Here is a 23,496-nt window from a genome sequence, read left to right on the forward strand (position 1 = left end):
CGGCGGTCAGCCCAGCTTGTGCATCCAGCCGTGGATGTCCTCGCGGGTGCCGCGCTGGATGTCCAGCAGGGTCTCGCGGAGCCTGAGGGTCACCTTGCCCGGCTCGCCACACGACTGCTTCCACTCGGCACCGGCCCGCTTGACCGTCCCGACCGGGGTGATGACCGCCGCGGTGCCGCAGGCGAACACCTCGGTGAGGGTGCCGTTCTCCGAGTCGGCCTGCCACTCGTCGAGGGAGACGCGGCGCTCCTCGGCCTCGTAGCCGAGGTCGCGGGCGACCGTCAGCAGGGAGTCACGCGTGACGCCCTCGAGGATCGAGCCGCTGAGCGTCGGGGTGACGATCTTGTCGCCGTACACGAAGTACAGGTTCATACCGCCCAGCTCCTCGACCCACTTGTGCTCCACGGCGTCGAGGTAGCAGACCTGGTCGCAGCCCTTGGCGGCGGCCTCGGCCTGGGCGAGCAGGGAGGCCGCGTAGTTGCCGCCCGTCTTCGCGTCGCCCATGCCTCCCGGAACCGCGCGGACACGGTCCTCGGACGCCCAGATGGAGACGGGCTTCACACCGCCCGGAAAGTACGCGCCGGCCGGGGAGGCGATGACCAGGAAGAGGTACTCGTTGGCCGGCTTCACACCGAGGCCGACCTCGGTCGCGATCATGAAGGGGCGCAGGTAAAGGGATTCCTCGCCGCCGTGGGCCGGCACCCACGCCTTGTCCTGCCGGACCAGCGCGTCGCACGCCGCGATGAACGTCTCCACCGGCAGCTCCGGCATCGCCAGGCGGCGGGCGGACCGCTGGAAACGGCGGGCGTTCATCTCCGGGCGGAAGGTGGCGACCGAGCCGTCGGGCTGGCGGTAGGCCTTGAGGCCCTCGAAGATCTCCTGCGCGTAGTGCAGGACGTTGGTGGCCGGGTCGAGGGAGATCGGCGCGTACGGGACGAGCTGGCCGTCGTGCCAGCCCCGGCCCTCGGTCCACCTGATGGTCACCATGTGCTCGGTGAAGTGGCGGCCGAACCCGGGGTTGGCCAGGATTCCCTCCCGCTCCGCGTCGGAGAGCGGGTGGGCGGCGGGCTTCAGCTCGATCGTGGGCGTCGTCATGTGTGGTTGTCCTTCACCGGTTGTCGTGGCGGGCCGCGCTCACGCCCGCACTGGAACGGCCAGTGCTTGGACGTCCGAGCATTCCCTCATACCGCGGCTCCGCGTTCGATTATCGCAAGGGGTGAGGCCGGACGAAACGGTGTGAATACGGCCCCATGGGTTGCCCAGGGGTGGGTCGATGGTGACACCCGGCGCAGACATGGGAAAGCCGCCGGGCGCGATCGCGACCCGGCGGCCTACTCAGGATGTGGAGTGGCGCGGGTCAGCCGGCTACTCGTACGGCGAGCGCGTCGCCGATCTCGTCGGTGGTGCGGGCGGGCTTGCCCACGCGCTCGGCGAGGTCGGCGGAGACGGCCTCCTCGATACGGGCGGCCTCGTCCTCGTAACCGAGATGGCGCAGCAGAAGGGCGACCGACAGGACGGTGGCCGACGGGTCGGCCTTGCCCTGGCCCGCGATGTCGGGCGCCGAGCCGTGCACGGGCTCGAACATCGACGGGAACGCGCCGGACGGGTTGATGTTGCCGGAGGCGGCGACCCCGATGCCGCCGGAGATGGCGGCGGCGAGGTCGGTGATGATGTCGCCGAAGAGGTTGTCGGTGACGATCACGTCGAAGCGCTCGGGCTGGGTGACGAGGTAGATCGTCGCCGCGTCGACGTGCATGTACTCGGTGGTGACCTCGGGGAACTCCTCGCCGACCCTGTTGAAGATCTCCGTCCACAGGTGACCGGCGTGCACGAGCACGTTGTTCTTGTGGACGAGGGCCAGCTTCTTGCGGGGGCGGGCCTGAGCGCGGGCGTACGCGTCGCGCACGACACGCTCGATGCCGAAGGCGGTGTTCAGCGAGACCTCGGTGGCGACCGCGTGCGGGGTGCCGGAGCGGATGGTGCCACCGTTGCCCGTGTACGGGCCCTCGGTGCCCTCCCGGACCACGACGAAGTCGATCTCGGGCTGGCCGGCGAGCGGGGTCTGGACACCCGGGAGCAGCCTGGAGGGCCGCAGGTTGACGTGGTGGTCGAAGGCGAAGCGGAGCTTGAGCAGGAAGCCGCGCTCCAGGACGCCGGACGGGACCGACGGGTCACCGATCGCGCCCAGCAGGATCGCGTCGTGCTGCTTCAGCTGCTCCAGGTCGGCGTCGGTGAGGGTCTCACCGGTGGCGTGGTAGCGCCGGGCGCCGAAGTCGTACTCCTTGGTCTCCAGCTTCACATCCTGCGCAAGGACGGCGGAGAGGACCTTCAGCCCCTGGGCCACGACCTCCTGGCCGATGCCGTCACCGGGAATCACTGCGAGATTGATGCTGCGAGACATGGCGGCACCGTACTCCTTGTCCCACGCAATGACACTGGGCGTCCGGGATGCGGACAGAAGCGCCCCGGCTTTCGAGGTGCGGCGCGGTACGGGACCGCGCCGCACCCCACGGGCGCGGCTCCCGGCTCGGAAAGCGCCGCCCGCGGCGGCTCAGTGGCCGGTCTCGCCGCCGTTGTCCCGGCGGTCGAGGGCACGCTGGAGTGCGGCGGCGGCGTTCTTGCGGTCGGACTCACTGGTGCGGGAAACGTGACGGACTCGGCGGCGGACGGTCGTCTCGGCCATGGGGAATCGACTCCTTCGAGATCCCGGAGTGCGGAAAAGGGGTTACGAGACGCCGGAGGGGCGGGGAGCGGTGCCGCAGGGGTGACCTGCATGGGGCCCGGCTCACGACCGCCATTCGCTGGATCGAGCGAGACGTTCGGCTCCTACAAAGCTAAGCGAGGACCGGGCGCCTGTCTCCACAATTACTCGGACTTCCTACTATCTGAGACGCCAACCGGCCCGACCGGCCGTGACCTGCACGACGGCGGCACCGAACGTCAGAGCACGTCGCCGTCCCGCCAGTCGAACACCAGCTTGTGCTTCGGATTGAGGGGCCCCGCGGCCGCCGGGCGCACGAAGGTGCAGTCCTCTTCGTCACGCAGCCGGACCACGCCGTGGGGGCCGAGGGCGCAGAGCCGGCCGGACCACAGCTGCCAGCCCCGGGCCTCGTACAGCGGGGCGCCCTCGTCACTCGCGGAGAGCGCGCCGAGGTCGTAGGCGCCGTCGATGATCCGCTCGATCTCGGCCATGACACGCCCGCCGAACCCCCGGCGCCGTACGTCCGGACGCACCCCCACGCCCTCGACGTACCCCACGCGCAGCCAGCGCTTGCGGTACCGGACACGCCGCTGGACGACGGACCCGTGTGCCGCAAGCCCCCGCTCGTCGCTCAGCAGGACGTGCATCCCGCCGAGCCCGTGCTCCCACTCCTCGTCGTCGTAGTCCCCGCCGAACGCCTCGTCCAACAGGGCGCGGGCCTCGCGAAGTTCGGCGGGATCGAGGTCGGCGGTGTGAACGCTGCGCAGACGGGTGGCCACGGGACCAGTATGACCTCCTCCCGGCGTTCTCCCACGTGACCGGCCTGCCGCCGGCACATGAGCCGTACGACCCGCGAGCGCCGCACATGACGACCGCCCCCGCCCCCGGTGTCGTGACCCGGGGCAGGGGCGGTGCTCAGGGGGCGTCAGCCCCGTGCGGGCAGGTTCAGCCCATGTGCGGGTAGGTGTAGTCGGTCGGCGGGACCAGCGCCTCCTTGATGGCGCGGGTCAGGGTCCAGCGCAGCAGGTTCTGCGGGGCGCCCGCCTTGTCGTTGGTGCCGGAGGCGCGGCCGCCGCCGAAGGGCTGCTGGCCGACCACGGCGCCGGTCGACTTGTCGTTGATGTAGAAGTTGCCGGCCGCGTAGCGCAGCTTCTCGGCCGTGTACGCCGCCGCGGCGCGGTCGTTCGCGATGACCGAGCCCGTCAGGGCGTAGTCGGAGACCGACTCCATCTGGGTCAGCATCTCGTCGTACTTCTCGTCCTCGTAGACGTGCACCGCGAGGATCGGGCCGAAGTACTCGGTCGTGAAGACCTCGTTCTCCGGGTCGGTGCACTCGATGACGGTCGGGCGGACGAAGTAGCCGACCGAGTCGTCGTAGGAGCCGCCCGCGACGATCGTGCAGGTCGGGTCCTCCTTGGCGCGGTCGATGGCGGCCTTGTTCTTGGCGAAGGCACGGTCGTCGATCACGGCGCCGATGAAGTTCGACAGGTCGGTGACGTCACCCATGGTCAGGTAGTCGACCTCGGCCGCGAACTCCTCCTTGAAGCCGGAGTTCCAGATGGAGGCCGGGATGTACGCGCGCGAGGTCGCCGAGCACTTCTGGCCCTGGTACTCGAAGGCACCGCGGGTGAGCGCCGTCTTGAGGGCCGCGCGGTCGGCGCTCGGGTGCGCGACCAGGAAGTCCTTGCCGCCGGTCTCGCCGACCAGGCGCGGGTAGGAGCGGTACTTCTCGATGTTGTTGCCGACCGTCTTCCACAGGTACTGGAAGGTCTTGGTCGACCCGGTGAAGTGGATGCCGGCGAGGTCGCGGTGCTCGAGGGCGACCTTGGAGACCTCGATGCCGTCACCGGTCACGAGGTTGATGACGCCCTTGGGCAGGCCCGCCTCCTCCAGCAGCTGCATCAGCAGCACCGCGGCGTGGGTCTGGGTCGGGGACGGCTTCCAGACCACCACGTTGCCCATGAGGGCGGGGGCGGTGGGCAGGTTGGCCGCGATCGCCGAGAAGTTGAACGGAGTGATCGCGTAGACGAAGCCCTCCAGCGGGCGGTGGTCGAGGCGGTTCCAGACGCCAGGGGAGTTGGCCGGCGGCTGCTCGGCCAGGATCTGGCGGGCGTAGTGGACGTTGAAGCGCCAGAAGTCGACCAGCTCGCACGGGCTGTCGATCTCCGCCTGCTGGGCCGTCTTCGACTGGCCGAGCATGGTGGAGGCGGCGATCGTCTCACGCCAGGGGCCGGCCAGCAGCTCGGCGGCGCGCAGGATGATCGCGGCGCGGTCGTCGAAGGACAGCGCGCGCCATGCGGGGGCGGCGGCGAGGGCCGCGTCGATGGCGTCCCGCGCGTCCTGCTGGGTGGCGTGGCGCAGGGTGCCGAGAACCGACCGGTGGTTGTGCGGCTGCACGACCTGGAACGGCTCGCCGCCGCCCATGCGCTTCTCGCCGCCGATGGTGCACGTCAGATCGATCGGGTTGTCGGCCAGCTCCTTGAGCTTGGCCTCCAGCCGGGCGCGCTCGGGCGAACCGGGAGCGTAGCCGTGCACCGGCTCGTTGACGGGGGTGGGGACCTGGGTCACAGCGTCCATGAGTTCCGTAACTCCTTTTGCGAGCGGTGGGTGTCAGCTCTTGGTGAGGACCGAGCGGGCGAAGAAGCGGAGGTTCGCCGGCTTCTCGGCCAGACGGCGCATGAAGTAGCCGTACCAGTCGGTGCCGTAGGCCGTGTAGACGCGCATGCGGTGGCCCTCGGCGGCCAGCCGCAGGTGCTCCTCGCCGCGGATGCCGTACAGCATCTGGAACTCGTACTCGTCGAGCTTGCGTCCGGCACGCCGGGCGATGTCCTGCGCGATGGCGATGATCCGAGGGTCGTGGGAGCCGATCATCGGGTATCCCTCGCCCTCCATGAGGGTCTTCAGGATGCGGACGTACGCCTTGTCGGTCTCCTGCTTGCTCTGGTAGGCGACCGAGGCGGGCTCCTTGTACGCCCCCTTCACGATACGCACCCGGCTGCCGCTCGCGGCGAGACGGCGGGCGTCGGCCTCGGTGCGGAAGAGATAGGCCTGGATCACGCAGCCGGTGCCGGGGAAGTCCTTCCGCAGCTCCTCGTGGATGGCGAACATCGAGTCGAGGGTGGTGTGGTCCTCGGCGTCCAGCGTGACCGTGGTGCCGATCGCGGCGGCGGCCTCGACGACCGGGCGCACATTGGCGAGGGCCAGCTCGTGGCCGCCGGGAAGCGCCTGGCCGAACATGGAGAGCTTGACGGACATCTCGGCCTTCGGGCCGAGCCCGAGCTCCTTGAGGCGGCCGATCAGCTCCAGGTACGCGTCCCGTGCGGCCGTGGCCTGCTCGGGGGTCGTGATGTCCTCGCCGACGACGTCCATGGTGACCTCGAGGCCCTTGCCGGTGAGGTCCTCGATGATCGGGACGATCTCGTCGACGGTCTCGCCGGGGATGAAGCGGTCCACGACCGGCTTCGTCACCGGGGCGGCCGAGATCAGACGGCGCATCCGGTCACTGCGCGACGCTGCGAGAATCACGGGACCCAGCACGGGCACCTCCACAAGGGCAACAGGAGGCCGAATCCCGACGATTCGGGTACGGCACGGAGAACCACCGTCAAACCTATGGATTGCTCCGATCGTCGGCCATCGACAGCTGTCACGCATCCGTGCCCTGGATCTCAGACATCTGTATGAGCGGGGTGGGGGAATGCGGGAGAATGCCCGTGTGGCGGATGTTTTCAAGCCGGGCCGGGGTGACTACCAGGAACTCGTCGACGAGATCTCGGCGCTGCTCGGCGCCCCCGCGACCCTGGAGAACCGGGACTTCGAGCTGATCGCCTTCGCGGCCTACGACAGTGACGCGGAGTTCGACGAGGCGTCCCTCGACCCGGTCCGCACCCGCTCGATCCTCACACGCCGCTCCACGGCGGCGGTGCGCACCTGGTTCGAGGGCTTCGGCATCGCCCGTGCCACCGGCCCCGTGCGCATTCCGCCGACCCCGGAGGCGGGCGTCTACCGGGGGCGGGTCTGTCTGCCCGTACGCCATCGGGGTGTCGTCCTCGGCTATGTGTGGCTGCTCGCCGACGAGCCGGGCCCGTCCGAGGCGCAGCTGTCCGCCGCGATGGAGGTCACCGCCCGCATCGGCGTGCTGCTCGCGGACGAGGTGCAGGCGGGCGCGGATCTGACGCGGGAGCTGCGCGCGGTGCTGACCGCCGAGCGGGGCTGGCAGCAGGAGGCGGCGGTGGCCGAGCTGCGGACGGCGCTGGGGGTGCGGGGCGAGGGCCTGCACACGGTGGTCTGTGTCGCCCCCTGGCCCTCGGCCGATCCGGACGACGCCCCCTCGGTCCGTACGATCCCGGCCGCGACCGCGCTGTGCACGGTGCCGTGGGGCACCAGCGGTCAGAGTCTGGCCCTGCTGGTGCGGCTGCGCTCGGCGGACGTGCCGGCCCCGGCGATCACGGCGGCCTCACGGCTGCTGCGGGAGGCGGAGGTCACCCGTGGCGGCGGACAGGCGGCGGGCGGGGTGGCCGGCGCCCGCCATGGCCTGGGCGAGCTGGGCACCGCGTGGCAGGAGGCGTCGGCGGCGGCCCGCGCGGCCCTCGCGGAGCCCCGGTTCGGCCCGGTCGCACAGTGGTCGTCGATCGGGCCGTACCGCCTGCTGACGTCACTCCCGCACGAGGCGGCCCACGACCCGGCCGTACGCGTCCTGCTCTCCCCCGCCCATCGTGAACTGGCCCATACGGCCGAGGTGTTCCTGGACTGCGCGGGCCAGGCGGGCCGCACCGCGGCGGAACTGGGCATCCATCGCCAGACCCTCTACTACCGCCTCTCCCGCGTCGAACAGCTCACCGGCCTGGACCTGGATGACGGCGAGGACCGCCTGCTGCTGCACATGGCGCTGAAGGGGGCGCGGCTCCAGCGATCCGCGAAGGGGGCGCGGCCCTAGCGATCCGCGCTCTTCGCCATACCGGCGATCACCCGGCGCAGCCCCTCGGTGAGCTGGTCCGCATCGGTCGCCGTGTCCGGATCGAAGAGCCATTGGACCATGAGCCCATTGAGGACGGTCTGGTAGAAGCGGCCCTCGGTGGCGACGGTCTCCTTGTCGAGCTCGCCCTCCGGGATGCCGCTGAACATGGACACGAGCCCCGACCGGCCCTCCTCCTGCGCCTCGGCCAGCAGCTTGCGCACCTCGGGGAGCCGGTCTCCCTGGAAGATGAGCTCGAAGCTCAGCAGCCAGATCGCCCGGGATTCGGGCACGGAGCGGATGATGTTCGCCCACACCTCCTGGAAGCGCTCCAGCGATCCGGGAAGCTCTGTGACCTTCCCGCCCACACCAGGGTCGAAGCTCGCCCCCACGCCCTCGATCAGCGAGACGTACGCCTGCACCAGCAGCGCGTCCTTCGACCCGTAGTGGTAGCCGATCGAGGCGAGGTTGGTGCCCGACTCCTTGACGATGTCGCGCGCGGTCGTGCGCACGAAGCCCTTCTCCAGCAGGCAGCGCTTGGCGCCTTCGAGCAGATCCTCACGGTGTCCCATGCGGTCCACCCTAGCGCCGATCCATACAGGTGTCCTAGACGCATGACTTATACAAGCGTTCTAGACAAGCGTATAAGACGCCCGTACATTCGCTGTCATGACCAACTCGACGAGCACCACCACGACTTCGGCTTCGGCCACCCGGGCCGGCCGCCGTGAATGGACCGCCCTCGGCGTACTGATGCTTCCGCTGCTGCTGGTCTCGATGGACGTCTCGGTCCTCTACTTCGCGATCCCGGCGATCAGCGCGGACCTGGAGCCGAGCAGCACCCAGCAGCTGTGGATCTTCGACATCTACGCCTTCGTCCTCGCGGGTCTGCTGATGACGATGGGCTCGCTGGGCGACCGCATCGGCCGCCGCAAGCTGCTGCTCATCGGGGCGTCCGCGTTCGGGGCCGCCTCGCTGGCGGCGGCGTACGCGAACAGCGCCGAGACCCTGATCGCGGCCCGCGCGGTCCTCGGCATCGGCGGCGCCACCCTCATGCCGTCCACGATGGCCCTGATCCGCACGATGTTCACCGACCCGGCCCAGCGGGCGAAGGCGATCGGGATGTGGTCCGGGGTGATGACGGCCGGTATCGCGCTCGGCTCGGTCATGAGCGGCGTCCTGGTCCAGTACTTCTGGTGGGGCTCGGTGTTCCTGGTCAATCTGCCGGCGATGGCCCTGCTGCTGGTCCTCGGCCCCGTCCTGCTGCCGGAGTCCAAGGACCCCGCGCCCGGCCGCTTCGACCTTCTCGGCGTCCCGCTGTCGATGGCGGCCGTGCTCCCGGTGATCTACGGCCTGAAGGAGATCCCGTCGGAGGGCTGGCACGTCCAGTACGTCGTCTCGATCACCGTGGGTCTGCTGTTCGCGGCCCTGTTCGTCCACCGTCAGCGCACCTCGGCCTCCCCGATGATCTCCCCGGCCCTGTTCCGCGGACGGGGCTTCGCCCCCGCCGTGGTACTGAACCTCGTCTCCTCCTTCGCGATCATGGGCTCGGCGTTCTTCACCACGCAGTACCTCCAGTCGGTGCTCGGCAAGAGCGCGATGGAGGCGGCCCTGTGGGCGCTGGTGCCCTCCGTGCCGATCGGCATGGCGGCCCCGATCGCGACCCAGCTGGTCCACAAGGGCGTCAACCGCGCCTATGTCGTCTCCACGGGCTTCGCTATCGCCGCGGTCGGTTACGGGATGCTCGCCCTCGCCGGCTCCCATGCGCTCTGGCTGGTGCTGGCCGCGTGCGGCGTGCTCTCCTCCGGGATCGTCGTCGCCATCTCCCAGATGACGGACCTGGCCCTGAGCGCGGCCCCGGTCGAGCGGGCGGGCTCCGCGTCCGCCCTGCTGGAGACGGGTGCGGAGTTCGGCGGCGCCCTCGGAATGGCGGTTCTGGGCTCGATCGGCACGGCGGTCTACCGCCATGAGATCCCGGCCTCGGCGCCGGCCCCGGCCCACGAGACGCTGGGCGGTGCGCTGGCCGTGGCCGGGCGGCTCCCGGGCCAGGCGGGCGACGCGCTGGCGGCGGCCGCCCGGGAGGCGTTCACCAGCGGGATGCACGGGGCGGCGATCGCGGGGGCGGCCCTTCTGGCGGGGGCCGCGGTCTGCGCGGCGGTGACCCTGCGGCGGATCCACGTACGGCAGGCGGCGACGGAACCGGAGAAGGCCGCCTGAGGCCCTCACGAGAGGCCCTCACTGAAGGGGAGAACGCCGGACGGGCTGGCTGGCCAGCCCGTCCGGCGTCTGCGGATGAGTCCGTTCAGGGCGAACGGGGGGTCCGGGGGCGAGGCCCCCGGGGCGGCGACGTCAGACCAGGTTCACCGAGCGGGCGGACGTCGCCCCGATCTCCTCGGCCACCTCGGTCAGAACGTTCTGCGGCACCGTGTCGTCGACGGTGAGGACCGCGAGAGCCTCACCGCCCGCGATGTCACGGGCGACCTGCATCCCCGCGATGTTGATACCGGCCTCGCCGAGGATGCGGCCCAGCGTGCCGACCACACCCGGGCGGTCGGTGTAGCGCAGTACGACCATGTGGTCGGCGAGCGCCAGGTCCACGTCGTAGTCGCCCACCGCCACGATCTTCTGGTGGTGCTTCGGGCCGGCCAGCGTGCCGGACACCGACACCTCCTCGCCGCCCGCGAGCGTACCGCGCACCGTGACCACGTTGCGGTGGTCAGAGGCCTCCGAGCTGGTGGTCAGGCGCACCTCGACACCGCGCTCCTGGGCGAAGAGCGGCGCGTTGACGTACGAGACCGTCTCGGCCACGACGTCCTCGAACACGCCCTTGAGCGCGGACAGCTCGAGCACCTTGACGTCGTGCTGGGTGATCTCGCCGTACACCTCGACATCGAGCCGGACGGCGACCTCGCCCGCGAGCGCGGTGAAGATGCGGCCGAGCTTCTCCGCGAGCGGCAGACCCGGCTTGACGTCCTCGGCGATGACACCGCCCTGCACGTTCACCGCGTCCGGGACCAGCTCGCCGGCGAGCGCGAGGCGCACCGACTTGGCGACCGCGATGCCCGCCTTCTCCTGCGCCTCGTCCGTCGAGGCGCCCAGGTGCGGGGTGCACACGACCTGGTCCAGCTCGAACAGCGGCGAGTCCGTGCACGGCTCCTTCGCGTACACGTCCAGGCCCGCGCCCGCGACGCGGCCCTCCTTCAGCGCCGAGTACAGCGCCTCCTCGTCGACGATCCCGCCGCGAGCGGCGTTGACGATACGGACGCTCGGCTTGACCTTGTGCAGCGCCTCGTCGCCGATCAGACCGAGGGTCTCGGGCGTCTTCGGCAGGTGGACGGTGATGAAGTCGGAGACCTCGAGCAGCTCGTCCAGGGACAGCACCTTGACGCCCATCTGCGCGGCCCGGGCGGGCTGGACGTAGGGGTCGTAGGCGACGACCTTCATCCCGAACGCGGACATGCGCTGCGCGACCAGCGCGCCGATCCGGCCGAGGCCGACTACGCCGAGGGTCTTCTCGGCGAGCTCCACGCCCGTGTACTTGCTGCGCTTCCACTCGCCGTTCTTCAGCGCGGCGTTGGCCTGCGGGATGTTGCGGGCCGTGGAGATGATCAGACCGCAGGCCAGCTCGGCGGCGGTCACGATGTTCGAGGTGGGGGCGTTGACGACCATCACGCCGGCCTTGGTGGCGGCGGAGACGTCCACGTTGTCGAGGCCGACGCCGGCTCGCGCGACGACCTTCAGCCGCTGCGCGGCGGCGACGGCCTCCGCGTCGACCTTCGTCGCGGAGCGGATCAGGATGGCGTCGACATCGGTGATCGCCGACAGCAGCTCACCGCGGTCCGCGCCGTTGCAGTGCCGGATCTCGAAGTCCGGGCCGAGTGCGTCGACGGTCGCGGGCGACAGCTCTTCAGCGATGAGTACCGTGGCTTTTCGACTGGGGTACGAGCTCACGTGAGTCCTCACATGTCCAATGCGGACGGCCGTCCCGACGGCCGCAGGCGGTGGAGGGGCTAGCCGCGTGGAAGACGCACGACGCTGTGGGCCTGAACGCGATTGTTGTGGAGCAGTCTAGTGGCGCCGCACGTGTCGTATTACGCCGCTGCGGAAGGATCACCCGTCCGTGGCTGGACGGGGTGGACAATGTCTCAATCCAGACGTTACCCCGGGTTCACCGAAGGGGCCGGAGCAGATTGCTCCGGCCCCTTCGGCCGCGAGGCTTACGCCTCCTCGTTCACCCAGCTCATGAGCTTGCGCAGCTCCTTGCCGGTGGTCTCCAGCAGGTGCTCGGAGTCCTGCTTCTTGTACTCGTTGTACTTCTTCAGACCGCCGTGGTACTCGTCCATCCAGTTGCGGGCGAACGTGCCGTCCTGGATCTCGGCGAGGACCTTCTTCATCTCGGCCTTGGTGGCGTCGGTGATGATGCGGGGGCCGGTGACGTAGTCGCCCCACTCGGCGGTCTCGGAGACCGACCAGCGCATCTTCTCCAGGCCGCCCTCGTACATGAGGTCGACGATCAGCTTCAGCTCGTGCAGGCACTCGAAGTAGGCGATCTCCGGCTGGTAGCCCGCCTCGACCAGGGTCTCGAAGCCGGCCTTCACCAGGGCGGAGGCGCCACCGCACAGCACGGCCTGCTCGCCGAACAGGTCGGTCTCGGTCTCCTCGGTGAAGGTCGTCTTGATGACGCCGGCGCGGGTGCCGCCGATGCCCTTCGCGTACGACAGGGCCAGCGCGAAGGCGTTGCCGGTGGCGTCCTGCTCGACGGCCGCGATGCAGGGAACGCCGCGGCCCTCCTCGTACTGGCGGCGCACCAGGTGGCCCGGGCCCTTCGGGGCGACCATGCAGACGTCCACGCCGGCCGGGGGCTTGATGAAGCCGAAGCGAATGTTGAAGCCATGGCCGAAGAACAGCGCGTCCCCGTCGTTGAGGTTGGGGGCGATGGACTCCTCGTAGACCTGGGCCTGGATCGGGTCCGGGACCAGGATCATGATGACGTCCGCCTCCGCGGCGGCCTCAGAAGGCGTCACCACGCGCAGGCCCTGCTCCTCGGCCTTCTGCTTGGACTTGGAGCCCTCCGGCAGACCGACCCGGACGTCGACACCCGAGTCGCGCAGCGACAGCGCGTGGGCGTGGCCCTGGCTGCCGTAGCCGATGACCGCGACCTTGCGGCCCTGGATGATGGACAGGTCGGCGTCGGCGTCGTAGAACAGCTCGGCCACTTTGGGTTCTCTCCTTGTGTACGGATGGTGCGTCCCACCGTATGACGGCGGGGAGAAGGGAAGTTTCGGGGTCTCGGCATACGGGCGGCCGGCGGCCTGCCGGCCGCCCGTTTCCGGTCGTACGGGAATGTTCCCGGGTGTCCTAGGCGGACCGGTCGAGGGCGCGCAGCGACCTGTCCGTGATCGAACGGGCGCCGCGGCCGATCGCGATCGTGCCGGACTGGACCAGCTCCTTGATGCCGTACGGCTCCAGCATCTTGAGCATGGCGGACAGCTTGTCGCTGCTGCCGGTGGCCTCGACCGTGACGGCCTCCGGGGAGACGTCCACGGTCTTGGCGCGGAACAGCTGGACGATCTCGACGATCTGGGAGCGCGTCTCGTTGTCGGCGCGCACCTTCACCAGGACGAGTTCACGCTGAACGGCCTGGGACGGCTCCAGTTCGACGATCTTCAGGACGTTGACGAGCTTGTTGAGCTGCTTGGTGACCTGCTCGAGCGGCAGGTCCTCGACGTTCACCACGATGGTGATACGGGAGATGTCGGGGTGCTCGGTGACGCCGACCGCGAGCGAGTCGATGTTGAAGCCGCGGCGGGAGAACAGGGCGGCGATCCGGGCCAGGATGCCGGGCGTGTTCTCGACGAGGACCGAGAGGGTGTGCTTGGACATGGTTCTCACTCGGCTCTCTCTCAGTCGTCTTCGTTGTCGCCGAAGTCGGGGCGGACGTCCCGGGCGGCCATGATCTCGTCGTTGGAGGTGCCGGCGGCGACCATCGGCCACACCATCGCGTCCTCGTGGACGACGAAGTCCACGACGACCGGGCGGTCGTTGATGGAGTTCGCCTCCTCGATGACCTTGTCCAGGTCCTCCGGGGACTCGCAGCGGATGGCGTGGCAGCCCATCGCCTCCGACAGCTTCACGAAGTCGGGGACGCGGGTGCCCCGGGCCTCCGGGTTGATGTCGTCCGGGCCGGAGTGCAGCACCGTGTTGGAGTAGCGCTGGTTGTAGAAGAGGGTCTGCCACTGGCGGACCATCCCGAGGGCGCCGTTGTTGATGACGGCGACCTTGATCGGGATGTTGTTCAGGGCACAGGTGGTCAGCTCCTGATTCGTCATCTGGAAGCAGCCGTCGCCGTCGATCGCCCACACGGTCCGGTCGGGCTGCCCGGCCTTCGCTCCCATCGCGGCCGGGACCGCGTAGCCCATCGTCCCGGCGCCGCCGGAGTTCAGCCAGGTGGCGGGCTTGTCGTACTGGATGAAGTGCGCGGCCCACATCTGGTGCTGGCCCACGCCCGCCGCGAAGACCGTGCCCTCCGGCGCGAGCTGCCCGATGCGCTCGATGACCTGCTGCGGCGACAGCGAGCCGTCCTCCGGCTGGTCGTAGCCGAGCGGGTAGGTGTCGCGCCAGCGGGTGAGGTCCTTCCACCAGGCGCTGTAGTCGCCCCGGTGGCCCTCGCTGTGCTCCTTCTGGACGGCCTGGACGAGGTCGGCGATGACCTCCCGGGCGTCCCCGACGATCGGCACGTCGGCGGCGCGGTTCTTGCCGATCTCAGCCGGGTCGATGTCGGCGTGGACGATCTTGGCGTAGGGGGCGAAGCTGTCCAGCTTGCCGGTGACACGGTCGTCGAAGCGGGCTCCGAGGGCGACGATCAGGTCGGCCTTCTGCAGCGCGGTGACGGCGGTGACCGAACCGTGCATGCCCGGCATCCCCACGTGCAGCGGGTGGCTGTCGGGGAATGCGCCGAGCGCCATCAGGGTCGTGGTGACGGGCGCTCCGGTGAGTTCCGCGAGGACCTTGAGTTCGGCGGTGGCCTTGGCCTTCAGGACGCCGCCGCCGACGTAGAGGACGGGCCGCTTCGCGGAGGTGATCAACTTGGCGGCCTCGCGGATCTGCTTGGCGTGCGGCTTGGTCACCGGGCGGTAGCCGGGCAGGTCGGTGACGGGCGGCCAGCTGAAGGTGGTCTGGGCCTGGAGGGCGTCCTTGGCGATGTCGACCAGGACCGGGCCGGGGCGGCCGGTGGAGGCGATGTGGAACGCCTCAGCGATCGTCCGGGGGATGTCCTCGGCCTTGGTCACGAGGAAGTTGTGCTTGGTGATCGGCATGGTGATGCCGACGATGTCCGCTTCCTGGAAGGCGTCGGTGCCGATCGCCTTGGAGGCGACCTGGCCGGTGATCGCGACCAGCGGCACCGAGTCCATGTGGGCGTCCGCGATGGGGGTGACCAGGTTGGTGGCGCCGGGGCCCGAGGTCGCCATGCAGACGCCGACCTTGCCGGTGGCCTGCGCGTAGCCGGTGGCCGCGTGGCCCGCACCCTGCTCGTGCCGCACCAGCACGTGCCGCACCCGCCGGGAGTCCATCAGCGGGTCGTACGCCGGAAGGATCGCACCGCCGGGAATACCGAATACCGTCTCGGCGCCGACCTCCTCGAGAGAGCGGATGAGGGACTGCGCACCCGTGACATGCTCGGGTGCGGACTGGTGTCCTCCGGATCGGGGCCGCGGCTGCGGGTGATGGGCCCCGGTGGCCTGCTCGGTCATCGGCATTCTCTTCTCGATGCTGAGGGTTTTTGCGAGGTTCGGGCGGTGTTCGACTGGTGCGTGTGCAACAAAAAACCCCTCGTGCCGGTAGGCAAGCGAGGGGAGCGCGCCGGGTGTGGTCGCTGGGTGTTCCGGTTCATTTCCGGTGGGTCCCAGCTCAGCCGACGCGCTTTCCAAGTACGAGAATTCGGGTGCGCATGGCACTGACCCTCCCCCCGGCACGCCATAACTGTCAAGTGGGTGGGACGGGAGTCTCACTATGTGAGCGTAGGGCGTTCCCACCCCCGAAAACGGCAGGTACACCGCTTGTGTACAGCGTCGCTCCCCCGATCGCGAACGCCGGCGCCGGCTCCACCGGCCCGTGCGGCACGGCACAGTGGCCGGAAGTGAGCGCCCGGCGCAGCCGGTGCTCGTCCAGCGGTCCCGAGAATGCCATGCCCTGCCCGTGCGTACAGCCCATCGCGCGCAGGGCGACGACCTGCTCGGGCAGGTCCACCCCGTCGGCGACCGACTGAAGACCGAGGTCCGTGGCGATGCGCAGCAACCCACTGGTGATCTTGTGCAGACGCGCGGACTCCACGACCCCTTCGACCAGGCCGCGGTCGAGCTTCAGTACGTCGACGGGGAGCCGGCGCAGCGCCGTGATCGCCGCGTAGCCGCTGCCGAGCCCGTCCAGGGCGACCCGGACGCCGATCCTGCGCAGTGCGCCGAGTCTGCGCTCCAGCTCGTCCAGGGAGACCTTCGGGTCGATGTCGGACAGCTCGATGACCAGGGCACCCGATGCCAGGCCGTGCCGGGTGAGCAGGCCCTCGACCGAGCCGAGGGGCAGGGAGCGGTCGAGAAGGCGGCGGGCGCTCATCCGTACGACGACCGGAACGGCGAGCCCGGTCGCGTTGCGTTCGGCGGCCTGCTCGACGGCCTCCTCCAGCACCCAGCGGCCGAGCTCGGCGGCCTTGTCGCTGTCCTCGGAGACCCGCAGGAATTCCGCGGGAGTGAAAAGCACGCCCTGGGAGCGCCAGCGCGCCTGCGCGCTGACGGAGGCGATCCGGCCGTCCTCGAGCGACACGACGGGCTGGTGCAGCAGGGTGAACTCGCCGTCGTGCAGAGCGGCCCGCAGCCGGGTGGCCAGCTCGCCCTTGCGTACGACGTCCTGCTGCATCTGGGGCACATAGAGCTCGACGCGGCCCTTTCCGGCGGCCTTGGCGCGGTACATGGCGAGGTCGGCGTTGCGCAGCAGTTCGCCCGCGCCCAGCCCGGGCTCCGCGAAGGCCACTCCGATGGACGCGGCCACCCGGACATCGTTGCCGTCGATGTCGTACGACTGCGAGAGAGTGATCCGGAGCCGGTCGGCGAGTTCCAGGATGTGCCCCTCACGGGCGGCGCGGTCACGGGTGCCGTCGCCGACGATGAGAGCCGCGAACTCGTCACCGCCCAGGCGCGCGGCGGTGTCCCCCTGGCGTACCGAGTCCTGGAGTCTGCGGGCGGCCTGGACGAGCAGCTCGTCGCCGGCCTGGTGCCCGATGGTGTCGTTGACCGCCTTGAAGCCGTCGAGGTCGATGAAGAGGACCGCCGTGTTCCGCAGGGCGGCGCCGCGGTCGGAGGCACGGCGGCCGGAGAGCGCCTGCTGGACGCGCTTGGTGAACAGGGCGCGGTTGGGCAGGTCGGTGAGCGGGTCGTGTTCGGCGTTGTGCTGCAGCTGTGCCTGAAGGCGCACACGTTCGGTCACGTCGCGGCTGTTGAAGATCAGGCCGCCCTCGTGGCGGTTGACGGTGGACTCGACGTTGAGCCAGCCGCCGTCGCCGGACCTGAAGCGGCACTCGATACGGGTGGTGGGTTCCACGAAGGGGCTGACGGCCAGGAAGCGGCGCACCTCGTGGACCACGCAGCCCAGGTCGTCCGGGTGGATGAGCGCGGCGAGTTCGGTTCCGACGAGCTCCTCGGCGGGGCGTCCGTAGACACCCGCGGCCGCCGGGGAGACGTACCTGAGGATGCCGCTGGGGGCGGCGATCATGATGACGTCGCTGGAGCCCTGCACCAGGGAGCGGAAGTGGTTCTCCTTCTGCGCGAGTTCCTGGGTGAGGGTGATGTTGTCGAGCAGCATGATGCCCTGGCGGACGACGAGCGCGAGGACCACGGCTCCCGCGGTGATGAGCACCACGCGGTCGACGCTGTGGCCGTTGAGGACGTTGTAGAGGATCCCCAGGGTGCAGACGGCGGCGGCCAGATAGGGGGTGAGCGCGGCCAGCGATCCGGAGATCGGGCGTGTGGCCGGGTAACGGTCGCGCTCGGTTCCATGGGGGACCCCGGCCGGGTAGCGGTCGTACGCGGGCTGCTGCGCGGAGCCGGGCCCCGCCTGCCGCGGGAGTACGGGCGTGTGCCCTTGCCCCCGGTCCACCCGTCCGGAGTCCGGCCGGCGCCGGCCCGGTACGTGCTGGTGCACCACGCGCGCGTGGGCGCGGTCGCGCGGCAGCCGGTTCCGGACGCCGACCCAGGGGGCGTACGCGAGGAGCAGCGAGCCGGAGAACCAGCCGGCGTCCAGCAGTTGGCCCGAGTGGTAGCTGTTGTGCAGCAGCGGCGATGTGAACAGGGCGTCGCACATCACCGTCAGGGCGAGCGCGCCGATGGCGGTGTTGACCGCCGACCGGTTGACCGCCGAGCGGCGGAAGTGGAGTGCGACCACCATGCTGATCAGGGCGATGTCCAGCAGGGGGTAGGCGAGCGACAGCGCGGCGTGCGCGACGCTCGGTCCGTCGAACCTCGCCGCCTGGGCGAGCGCGAGGCTCCACGACAGGGTGAGGAGCGAGCCGCCGATCAGCCACGCGTCGAGCGCGAGGCATACCCAACCCGCCTTGGTGACGGGCCTTTTGGCGAGCACGAGCAGTCCTACGATGGCGGGCGGAGCGAAGCAGAGGAAGCAGAAGTCGGCAAAGCTGGGCGAGGGGACGGGGCGGTCGAGGACGACCTCGTACCAGCCCCATACGCCGTTGCCCAGTGAGGCCATGGCGGAGGAGAGCGCGAACAGCAGCCAGGCGGGTCGAAAGCGGCTGCGGCTGCGGCGGGCGTAGACAAAGCAGGAGACCGATGCACTGCCCGCCGCGAGACTCAGGCCGAAGTCACCCATGAAGAGCGCGAGGCTCCGGCTGCCCCAGTCGAGCGCGGAACCGAGGGCGTATCCCGCGCACACCAGGGTCAGGACCAGTTGCGGAACCAGACGCGTCCGGCCTCCCAGGTCCGGACGGCCGGCCGGCAGTGCTCCGGGGGAACTCACCGGATCCTCCCGGTCCGAGGCGCCGCCGGGTCCCGCTGGTCCCGGTGCGCCGGGTGCGCATGCCTCTTGCGGCCGCTGTGCCGGCGGTGGTGGTGATGACCGCCGTGTCCGCTGTGGCCGCGTCTGCGTGTAGTCGCTCGCCAGGGTCGCAGCCCGCGACCCCGCCGCGTCGGATCGTTCGTCCATAGGCCGTGCATCGCCCGTCGCCCCCCTCGCATGTCTGAAAATTCCGTCCCCGGCGCCGAGCGGTGCGCGGCGCAGCCCCTGTCCGGGACGATACACCAGTCTCGTCACTCTGGGACATAGCTTCTCTACGCTCAGTGACGACCAGCGAGGATGCGCGTACGTACTGCGTACGAGGGACTGCGGAGCGTACTGGAAGCGGACGGGGGGACAACGGGGAACGACACGTGCGCCGGTGGTGCGCCCCCTCGAGAGGCACGCGCGCGGGCGGCGGCGATGGCGTGAAACATACGCCCACGGGTTGTCCCGGCGTCCGTTCGCCGGCCCCTCTCCGCCCCGGTGCGGCGGCTTATTCGAGGCCGGTGGTCAAGACCACGTTCGCCATCGGTTCCCCCTGCGCGAAACGGTTCAGCTGGGCGCTCAGAAGGCGTGTGGCGCGGGGCCGGAACGCCGAAGTGGGACCGCCGACATGAGGGGTGATCAGCACGCCCGGCGCATGCCACAAGGGGTGTCCCTCGGGCAGCGGTTCGGGGTCCGTGACGTCGAGGGCGGCCGTGATGCGGCCGGCCTCCAGCTCGGCCAGCAGCGCCTTGGTGTCCACGACGCCGCCGCGCGCGACGTTGACGAGCAGCGCCCCGTCCTTCATCCGGGCCAGGAAGCCCGCGTTGACCAGGCCTTTCGTCTCCGTCGTGAGCGGCGTGACGACCACCACGATATCGGCGTCGGGAAGAAGTTCCGACAATCGGGAGAGGGGATGCACAGGACCGCGCCCTGACTCACGCGCACCGCGCGCGATGCGCGCCACCCGCGCGACTTCAAAGGGCGCGAGCCGGTCCTCGACGGCGGCGCCGACCGAGCCGTATCCGACGATGAGGACCGACTTGTCGGCGAGTGCGGGACGGAAACCGGAACGCCACTCCTCGCGATCCTGTCCCCGGACGAAGTCGGGGATGCCGCGCAGCGAGGCGAGGATGAGGGTCAGGACGAGCTCGGCGGTGCTGGCGTCGTGCACCCCACGCGCGTTGCACAGCTGCACCCCGTCGGGCAGCAGTGGCAGGCCGGGTTCGACGTGGTCGTAGCCGGCGGAGAGCGTCTGCACGACCTTCACGGACGTCATGGCGGCCATCGGGCGCACCGCCACCTCGCTGCTCTTCATGTAGGGCACCACGTAGAACGCGCAGTCGGCGGGATCCGCGGGAAACTCCCGGTCGCCGTCCCAGAAACGGTAGTGGAAGCGCTCGGGGAGGTCCCCTGTCTCGTCGGTGCGGAACGGAAGCCAAACGTCTTCGGTCATGGTCAGGAGGCTATGCGAAGGATCGCGTGTCGCATTGGTTAGTTTGGGGTGCAAGGAAAGGGAGGACACGGCCAGGTGGAGCGCAGGACGATCGGCGCGGCAACGCTCGAAGTGGGGGCCGTCGGACTCGGGTGCATGCCGATGAGCTGGGCGTACTCCGGTTCGCGGCAGCGGGGCGACGAGTCGCTGCGGACGGTGCACCGGGCGCTCGACCTGGGAGTGACGCTGCTCGACACGGCCGACATGTACGGGCCGTTCACCAATGAGCTGCTGGTGGGCCGGGTGCTCAAGGAGCGGCGTGCCGAGGCGTTCGTGTCGACCAAGGTCGGTCTGCTGGTGGGCGAGCAGCACATCGTGGCCAACGGCCGTCCGGGCTATGTACGGCGGGCCTGTGACGCCTCGCTGCGGCGGTTGCAGACGGACGTCATCGATCTGTACCAGCTCCACCGCGCGGACCCCGAGGTTCCCGTCGAGGAGACCTGGGGTGCCATGGCGGAGCTGGTACGGGCCGGGAAGGTACGGGCGCTCGGGCTGTGCGCGGTGGGCGCGCGGGGCGGGCGGCGGACCGGGGCGCGGCTGCACGACGGCACGATCCGGCAGCTGGAGCGGGTGCAGCAGGTATTCCCGGTGAGCGCGGTGGAGGCCGAGCTGTCGGTGTGGTCGACGGAGGCGCTGGACGCGCTGGTGCCCTGGTGCGCGTCGCGCGGGGTCGGCTTTCTCTCCGCGATGCCGCTCGGCAATGGCTTCCTGACCGGCACGCTGACGCCGGGCGAGGGCTTCGAGCCGGACGATCTGCGCGCCCGGCACCCCCGCTTCACCGCCGAGATGATGGCGGCCAACCAGCCCATCGTGGCAGGCCTGCGCCGGGTGGCGCTCCGCCACGGCGATGACGTCACGCCCGCTCAGGTGGCCCTGGCCTGGGTCCTGGCACAGGGACGGCACGTGGTCCCGGTGCCGGGGGCGAAACGGAAGCGCTGGGTCACGGAGAACGCGGGCGCGCCCGGCCTCCGGCTGACCCCGCAGGACCTCACCGACCTCGCGGGCCTGCCGACGGCGCAGAGGTCCTGGGACTGAGCGGCGGCGTGGGGCCGACCCGATCGGTCGGTTCTCCGCCGGGCGGGGAACCCTGGGGCGTCGCGCAGCGTACGTAGGGAAGAAGCCCCGCGTCGAAGGGACCTGGATCGTGCGACGTCGAGCTGTGGCGGCCGTGTCGGCCGCGGCCGCGCTCCTGCTGGCGGCGGGCTGCTCCTCCGGTGCCGGGGGCACGCCCGGCGACGGGAACTCCTCCTCCGCACCGGGGACGTCCAGGCCCGGGCAGACGGGCGAACGGACCCCGCCCGCAAGGGGTTCCGTCCGCGTGGTGCGGACGGTCGCCGAGAACCTCAGGACCCCCTGGGGCCTCGCCCCGCTGCCCGGCGGCGGGCTGCTGGTCTCCTCCCGGGACGACGGGACGATCACCCGTATCGACGACAGGAGCGGGAAGAAGACCGAGCTGGGCGCGGTGCCCGGTGTCTCGGCCGCCGGCGAGGGGGGCCTGCTGGGTATCGCCCTCTCCCCCGGCTACGCCTCGGACCACCTGGTCTACGCCTACCTGACGACCGACTCCGACAACCGCATCGTGCGCATGCTGTACGACCCGCGGAAGCCGGCCGGTGCGCAGCTGGGCGCACCGGACACGGTCTTCAAGGGCATCCCGAAGGGAATGATCCACAACGGCGGCAGGATCGCGTTCGGCCCGGACGGCATGCTGTACGCGGGCACGGGCGAATCCGGCGAGCGGGGTCTGGCTCAGGACCGGGCGTCCCTCGGCGGCAAGATCCTGCGCATGACGCCGGAGGGCGAGCCCGCCCCCGGCAATCCGTTCGGGAACTCGGCCGTGTACTCCTTGGGCCACCGCAACGTCCAGGGCCTGGCCTGGGACGGCAGGCAGCGGCTGTTCGCCGCGGAGTTCGGCCAGAACACCTGGGACGAGCTGAACGCGATCAAGCCGGGCGACAACTACGGCTGGCCGAAGGCCGAGGGGAAGTCGGCCGATCCCGAGTACCACAATCCGCTCGCCCAGTGGCACACCGACGTCGCCTCCCCCAGCGGTGTCGCCTACGCCGAGGGCTCCCTGTGGACGGCGGGCCTGCGCGGGCAGCGGCTGTGGCGCGTGCCGCTGAACGGAACCGAGGCGTCCGCACCCCCGCAGGCGTTCCTGACGGGCGCCTACGGCCGCCTGCGCACCGTGGTCGCGGCCGACGGCAACAGACTGTGGCTGACCACGAGCAACACGGACGGCCGGGGCAAGCCCGCGAAGCCCGACGACCGGATCCTGGAGCTGGAGGTCTCGTAGGGCACCCGCCACGCTCAGGCCGGGCGGCTGTCCGGATCGTCGTCGGGAGCCTGCTGCGGGATCCGTATGACGACCTTGCCCGAGGCCAGGTCGATCGGGCCCGTCCCCGGATCGCCGTCCGTCACGTCCACCCGGGACAGTTCCAGGCGCCGCTGCTCGTCGTGGGTGTGCTTGCGGCCCGGTGCGAACAGTTCTTCGAACATGTTGAACACAGTGCCTCCTAGTGCCCCGTTCCCCGGGGCGCAGTCCTCACCCCGAACTCGCCGGGACGGCCATCCCTTTGAACGCGCGAAGGGGCCCCGGCGCTCCCGCTGAACACGTGAAAGGCCCCGGTCCTTCCGCACGGATACGGCGGAAGGACCAGGGCCCCTGTCAGGAGCTGCGCGGACTCAGCCGGCGGACGGCAGTCCGAGCAGGACGTCGGTGTACTTGAGGACGGCCAGGAACAGCCCGATGACGCCCAGGGCGACACCGCCCCAGGCGACCGACTTGATCCACACGGCCTGCGGCTTCCCGGGCGCCCCGAACGCGGGGCGGGCCAGCACGACGACGCCCACGATCAGCGCTGCCAGCGCGAACAGGCCGCCCCACAGCGCGGTGGCGTGCCAGGCGTCGCCGTACACCTCCTTGATCTGCTGGGAGACGCTGGCCGTCGACGAGGTCCGCAGCTGGCCCACGAGGGTCTCCCGCGCGGAGGCCACCGTGGAGACCCAGCTGCCGGTGAGGGAGACGATGCCGAGCCCGGCCGCGACGACCGCGCCCGCTCCCTGACCGACCCCGGACGGCCCCTCGGGCGTCTTCTGCTCGGACGCCGTCTCGTCGGACGCCGTCTCCTCGGGCGCGTTCTCCTCGGGCCGGCCCTCGGCCCCGGGCTCCCCGGCCCTCTCCTCGCCGTCGATGGCCTCCACCTTCTCCTCGTCGTTGGTCGCCTGGGCGCCGGTTGCGGCCCCGGCCTCGTCGACTGTCTTGGTTCCCATGTCCCGCACCGTACGGACGCTGTCTGAGAGGTC

The 23,496-nt window shown here is 70.4% G+C and carries 19 protein-coding genes; 4 read left to right on the top strand and 15 right to left on the bottom strand.

The window, feature by feature from the left end; translation table 11 throughout:
• Window positions 1-6: 6 nt before the first annotated feature.
• The 6 genes from ABZ876_RS20865 to ABZ876_RS20890 form a co-directional block, all read right to left on the bottom strand.
• The gene (locus tag ABZ876_RS20865) at window positions 7-1,095 is read right to left on the bottom strand and encodes a branched-chain amino acid aminotransferase (protein WP_361782981.1); all 1,089 of its coding nucleotides are present in this window, start codon (window positions 1,093-1,095) and stop codon (window positions 7-9) included.
• Window positions 1,096-1,357: 262 nt separating this feature from the next.
• The gene (locus ABZ876_RS20870) at window positions 1,358-2,401 is read right to left on the bottom strand and encodes a 3-isopropylmalate dehydrogenase (RefSeq protein WP_361782984.1); all 1,044 of its coding nucleotides are present in this window, start codon (window positions 2,399-2,401) and stop codon (window positions 1,358-1,360) included.
• Between the two features lie 150 nt (window positions 2,402-2,551).
• Complete coding sequence (locus ABZ876_RS20875; protein WP_015493350.1) at window positions 2,552-2,683, bottom strand: hypothetical protein; 132 nt, start codon at window positions 2,681-2,683, stop codon at window positions 2,552-2,554.
• Window positions 2,684-2,940: 257 nt separating this feature from the next.
• Window positions 2,941-3,480, bottom strand: a complete 540-nt coding sequence (locus ABZ876_RS20880) for a GNAT family N-acetyltransferase (protein ID WP_361782987.1) — start codon at window positions 3,478-3,480, stop codon at window positions 2,941-2,943.
• A gap of 166 nt (window positions 3,481-3,646) precedes the next feature.
• Window positions 3,647-5,278: an L-glutamate gamma-semialdehyde dehydrogenase gene (gene pruA, locus ABZ876_RS20885; RefSeq protein ID WP_361782990.1), complete on the bottom strand. Its 1,632-nt coding sequence runs from the start codon at window positions 5,276-5,278 to the stop codon at window positions 3,647-3,649.
• Window positions 5,279-5,311: 33 nt separating this feature from the next.
• Window positions 5,312-6,238 (bottom strand): proline dehydrogenase family protein, encoded by a 927-nt coding sequence (locus ABZ876_RS20890; RefSeq protein ID WP_361782993.1) that lies wholly within the window; start codon window positions 6,236-6,238, stop codon window positions 5,312-5,314.
• Between the two features lie 160 nt (window positions 6,239-6,398).
• Here ABZ876_RS20890 and ABZ876_RS20895 point away from each other — a divergent pair, with 160 nt between their 5' ends.
• Window positions 6,399-7,637, top strand: coding sequence for a helix-turn-helix domain-containing protein (locus ABZ876_RS20895; RefSeq protein WP_361782996.1), 1,239 nt, complete (start codon window positions 6,399-6,401; stop codon window positions 7,635-7,637).
• Here the strand turns inward: ABZ876_RS20895 and ABZ876_RS20900 are convergent.
• Entirely contained in the window at window positions 7,634-8,227 is a 594-nt protein-coding gene (locus ABZ876_RS20900) for a TetR/AcrR family transcriptional regulator (RefSeq protein ID WP_361782999.1), read from the bottom strand. The genes ABZ876_RS20895 and ABZ876_RS20900 overlap by 4 nt on opposite strands.
• 97 nt (window positions 8,228-8,324) lie before the next feature.
• Here ABZ876_RS20900 and ABZ876_RS20905 point away from each other — a divergent pair, with 97 nt between their 5' ends.
• The gene (locus ABZ876_RS20905) at window positions 8,325-9,872 is read left to right on the top strand and encodes an MFS transporter (RefSeq protein ID WP_361783002.1); all 1,548 of its coding nucleotides are present in this window, start codon (window positions 8,325-8,327) and stop codon (window positions 9,870-9,872) included.
• 132 nt (window positions 9,873-10,004) lie between these two features.
• On the opposite strand, the gene serA is transcribed toward ABZ876_RS20905, so the two are convergent.
• The 6 genes from serA to ABZ876_RS20935 all read right to left on the bottom strand — a co-directional run bounded on the left by serA (window position 10,005) and on the right by ABZ876_RS20935 (window position 20,151).
• A complete protein-coding gene (serA, locus tag ABZ876_RS20910; protein WP_361783005.1) occupies window positions 10,005-11,606 on the bottom strand; it encodes a phosphoglycerate dehydrogenase in 1,602 nt (533 codons plus the stop codon).
• Window positions 11,607-11,872: 266 nt separating this feature from the next.
• The gene (ilvC, locus tag ABZ876_RS20915) at window positions 11,873-12,871 is read right to left on the bottom strand and encodes a ketol-acid reductoisomerase (protein WP_361783008.1); all 999 of its coding nucleotides are present in this window, start codon (window positions 12,869-12,871) and stop codon (window positions 11,873-11,875) included.
• 142 nt (window positions 12,872-13,013) lie between these two features.
• Window positions 13,014-13,538 (bottom strand): acetolactate synthase small subunit, encoded by a 525-nt coding sequence (gene ilvN, locus ABZ876_RS20920; protein ID WP_332885233.1) that lies wholly within the window; start codon window positions 13,536-13,538, stop codon window positions 13,014-13,016.
• Between the two features lie 20 nt (window positions 13,539-13,558).
• The gene (locus tag ABZ876_RS20925; RefSeq protein WP_361783011.1) at window positions 13,559-15,406 is read right to left on the bottom strand and encodes an acetolactate synthase large subunit; all 1,848 of its coding nucleotides are present in this window, start codon (window positions 15,404-15,406) and stop codon (window positions 13,559-13,561) included.
• A 232-nt stretch (window positions 15,407-15,638) separates the two neighbouring features.
• A complete protein-coding gene (locus tag ABZ876_RS20930; RefSeq protein ID WP_361783014.1) occupies window positions 15,639-18,860 on the bottom strand; it encodes an EAL domain-containing protein in 3,222 nt (1,073 codons plus the stop codon).
• Between the two features lie 346 nt (window positions 18,861-19,206).
• A complete protein-coding gene (locus ABZ876_RS20935) occupies window positions 19,207-20,151 on the bottom strand; it encodes a 2-hydroxyacid dehydrogenase (RefSeq protein ID WP_361783017.1) in 945 nt (314 codons plus the stop codon).
• A gap of 75 nt (window positions 20,152-20,226) precedes the next feature.
• On the opposite strand from ABZ876_RS20935, the gene ABZ876_RS20940 reads away from it, so the two are divergent.
• Together ABZ876_RS20940 and ABZ876_RS20945 are read left to right on the top strand one after the other, a co-directional pair.
• On the top strand, window positions 20,227-21,225 hold the full coding sequence (locus tag ABZ876_RS20940) for an aldo/keto reductase (protein WP_361783020.1): 999 nt from the start codon (window positions 20,227-20,229) through the stop codon (window positions 21,223-21,225).
• Between the two features lie 109 nt (window positions 21,226-21,334).
• A complete protein-coding gene (locus ABZ876_RS20945; RefSeq protein ID WP_361783023.1) occupies window positions 21,335-22,486 on the top strand; it encodes a PQQ-dependent sugar dehydrogenase in 1,152 nt (383 codons plus the stop codon).
• A gap of 14 nt (window positions 22,487-22,500) precedes the next feature.
• On the opposite strand, the gene ABZ876_RS20950 is transcribed toward ABZ876_RS20945, so the two are convergent.
• Both ABZ876_RS20950 and ABZ876_RS20955 read right to left on the bottom strand, forming a co-directional pair.
• Window positions 22,501-22,698: a DUF6191 domain-containing protein gene (locus ABZ876_RS20950; RefSeq protein WP_361783026.1), complete on the bottom strand. Its 198-nt coding sequence runs from the start codon at window positions 22,696-22,698 to the stop codon at window positions 22,501-22,503.
• A gap of 177 nt (window positions 22,699-22,875) precedes the next feature.
• A complete protein-coding gene (locus ABZ876_RS20955) occupies window positions 22,876-23,463 on the bottom strand; it encodes a hypothetical protein (protein WP_361783029.1) in 588 nt (195 codons plus the stop codon).
• Window positions 23,464-23,496 lie beyond the last annotated feature (33 nt).

Origin of the sequence: Streptomyces sp. NPDC046931 (genome assembly GCF_040644655.1) — a bacterium.
Lineage (GTDB): Bacteria > Actinomycetota > Actinomycetes > Streptomycetales > Streptomycetaceae > Streptomyces.

Bases quoted from the DNA above. Each gene is read 5' to 3' on its own strand.
- ABZ876_RS20865 (WP_361782981.1), bottom strand. From the start codon at position 1,095: ATGACGACGCCCACGATCGAGCTGAAGCCCGCCGCCCACCCGCTCTCC.
- ABZ876_RS20870 (WP_361782984.1), bottom strand. From the start codon at position 2,401: ATGTCTCGCAGCATCAATCTCGCAGTGATTCCCGGTGACGGCATCGGC.
- ABZ876_RS20875 (WP_015493350.1), bottom strand. From the start codon at position 2,683: ATGGCCGAGACGACCGTCCGCCGCCGAGTCCGTCACGTTTCCCGCACC.
- pruA (WP_361782990.1), bottom strand. From the start codon at position 5,278: ATGGACGCTGTGACCCAGGTCCCCACCCCCGTCAACGAGCCGGTGCAC.
- ABZ876_RS20895 (WP_361782996.1), top strand. From the start codon at position 6,399: ATGCGGGAGAATGCCCGTGTGGCGGATGTTTTCAAGCCGGGCCGGGGT.
- ABZ876_RS20900 (WP_361782999.1), bottom strand. From the start codon at position 8,227: ATGGGACACCGTGAGGATCTGCTCGAAGGCGCCAAGCGCTGCCTGCTG.
- ABZ876_RS20905 (WP_361783002.1), top strand. From the start codon at position 8,325: ATGACCAACTCGACGAGCACCACCACGACTTCGGCTTCGGCCACCCGG.
- ilvN (WP_332885233.1), bottom strand. From the start codon at position 13,538: ATGTCCAAGCACACCCTCTCGGTCCTCGTCGAGAACACGCCCGGCATC.
- ABZ876_RS20925 (WP_361783011.1), bottom strand. From the start codon at position 15,406: ATGACCGAGCAGGCCACCGGGGCCCATCACCCGCAGCCGCGGCCCCGA.
- ABZ876_RS20930 (WP_361783014.1), bottom strand. From the start codon at position 18,860: ATGGACGAACGATCCGACGCGGCGGGGTCGCGGGCTGCGACCCTGGCG.
- ABZ876_RS20935 (WP_361783017.1), bottom strand. From the start codon at position 20,151: ATGACCGAAGACGTTTGGCTTCCGTTCCGCACCGACGAGACAGGGGAC.
- ABZ876_RS20955 (WP_361783029.1), bottom strand. From the start codon at position 23,463: ATGGGAACCAAGACAGTCGACGAGGCCGGGGCCGCAACCGGCGCCCAG.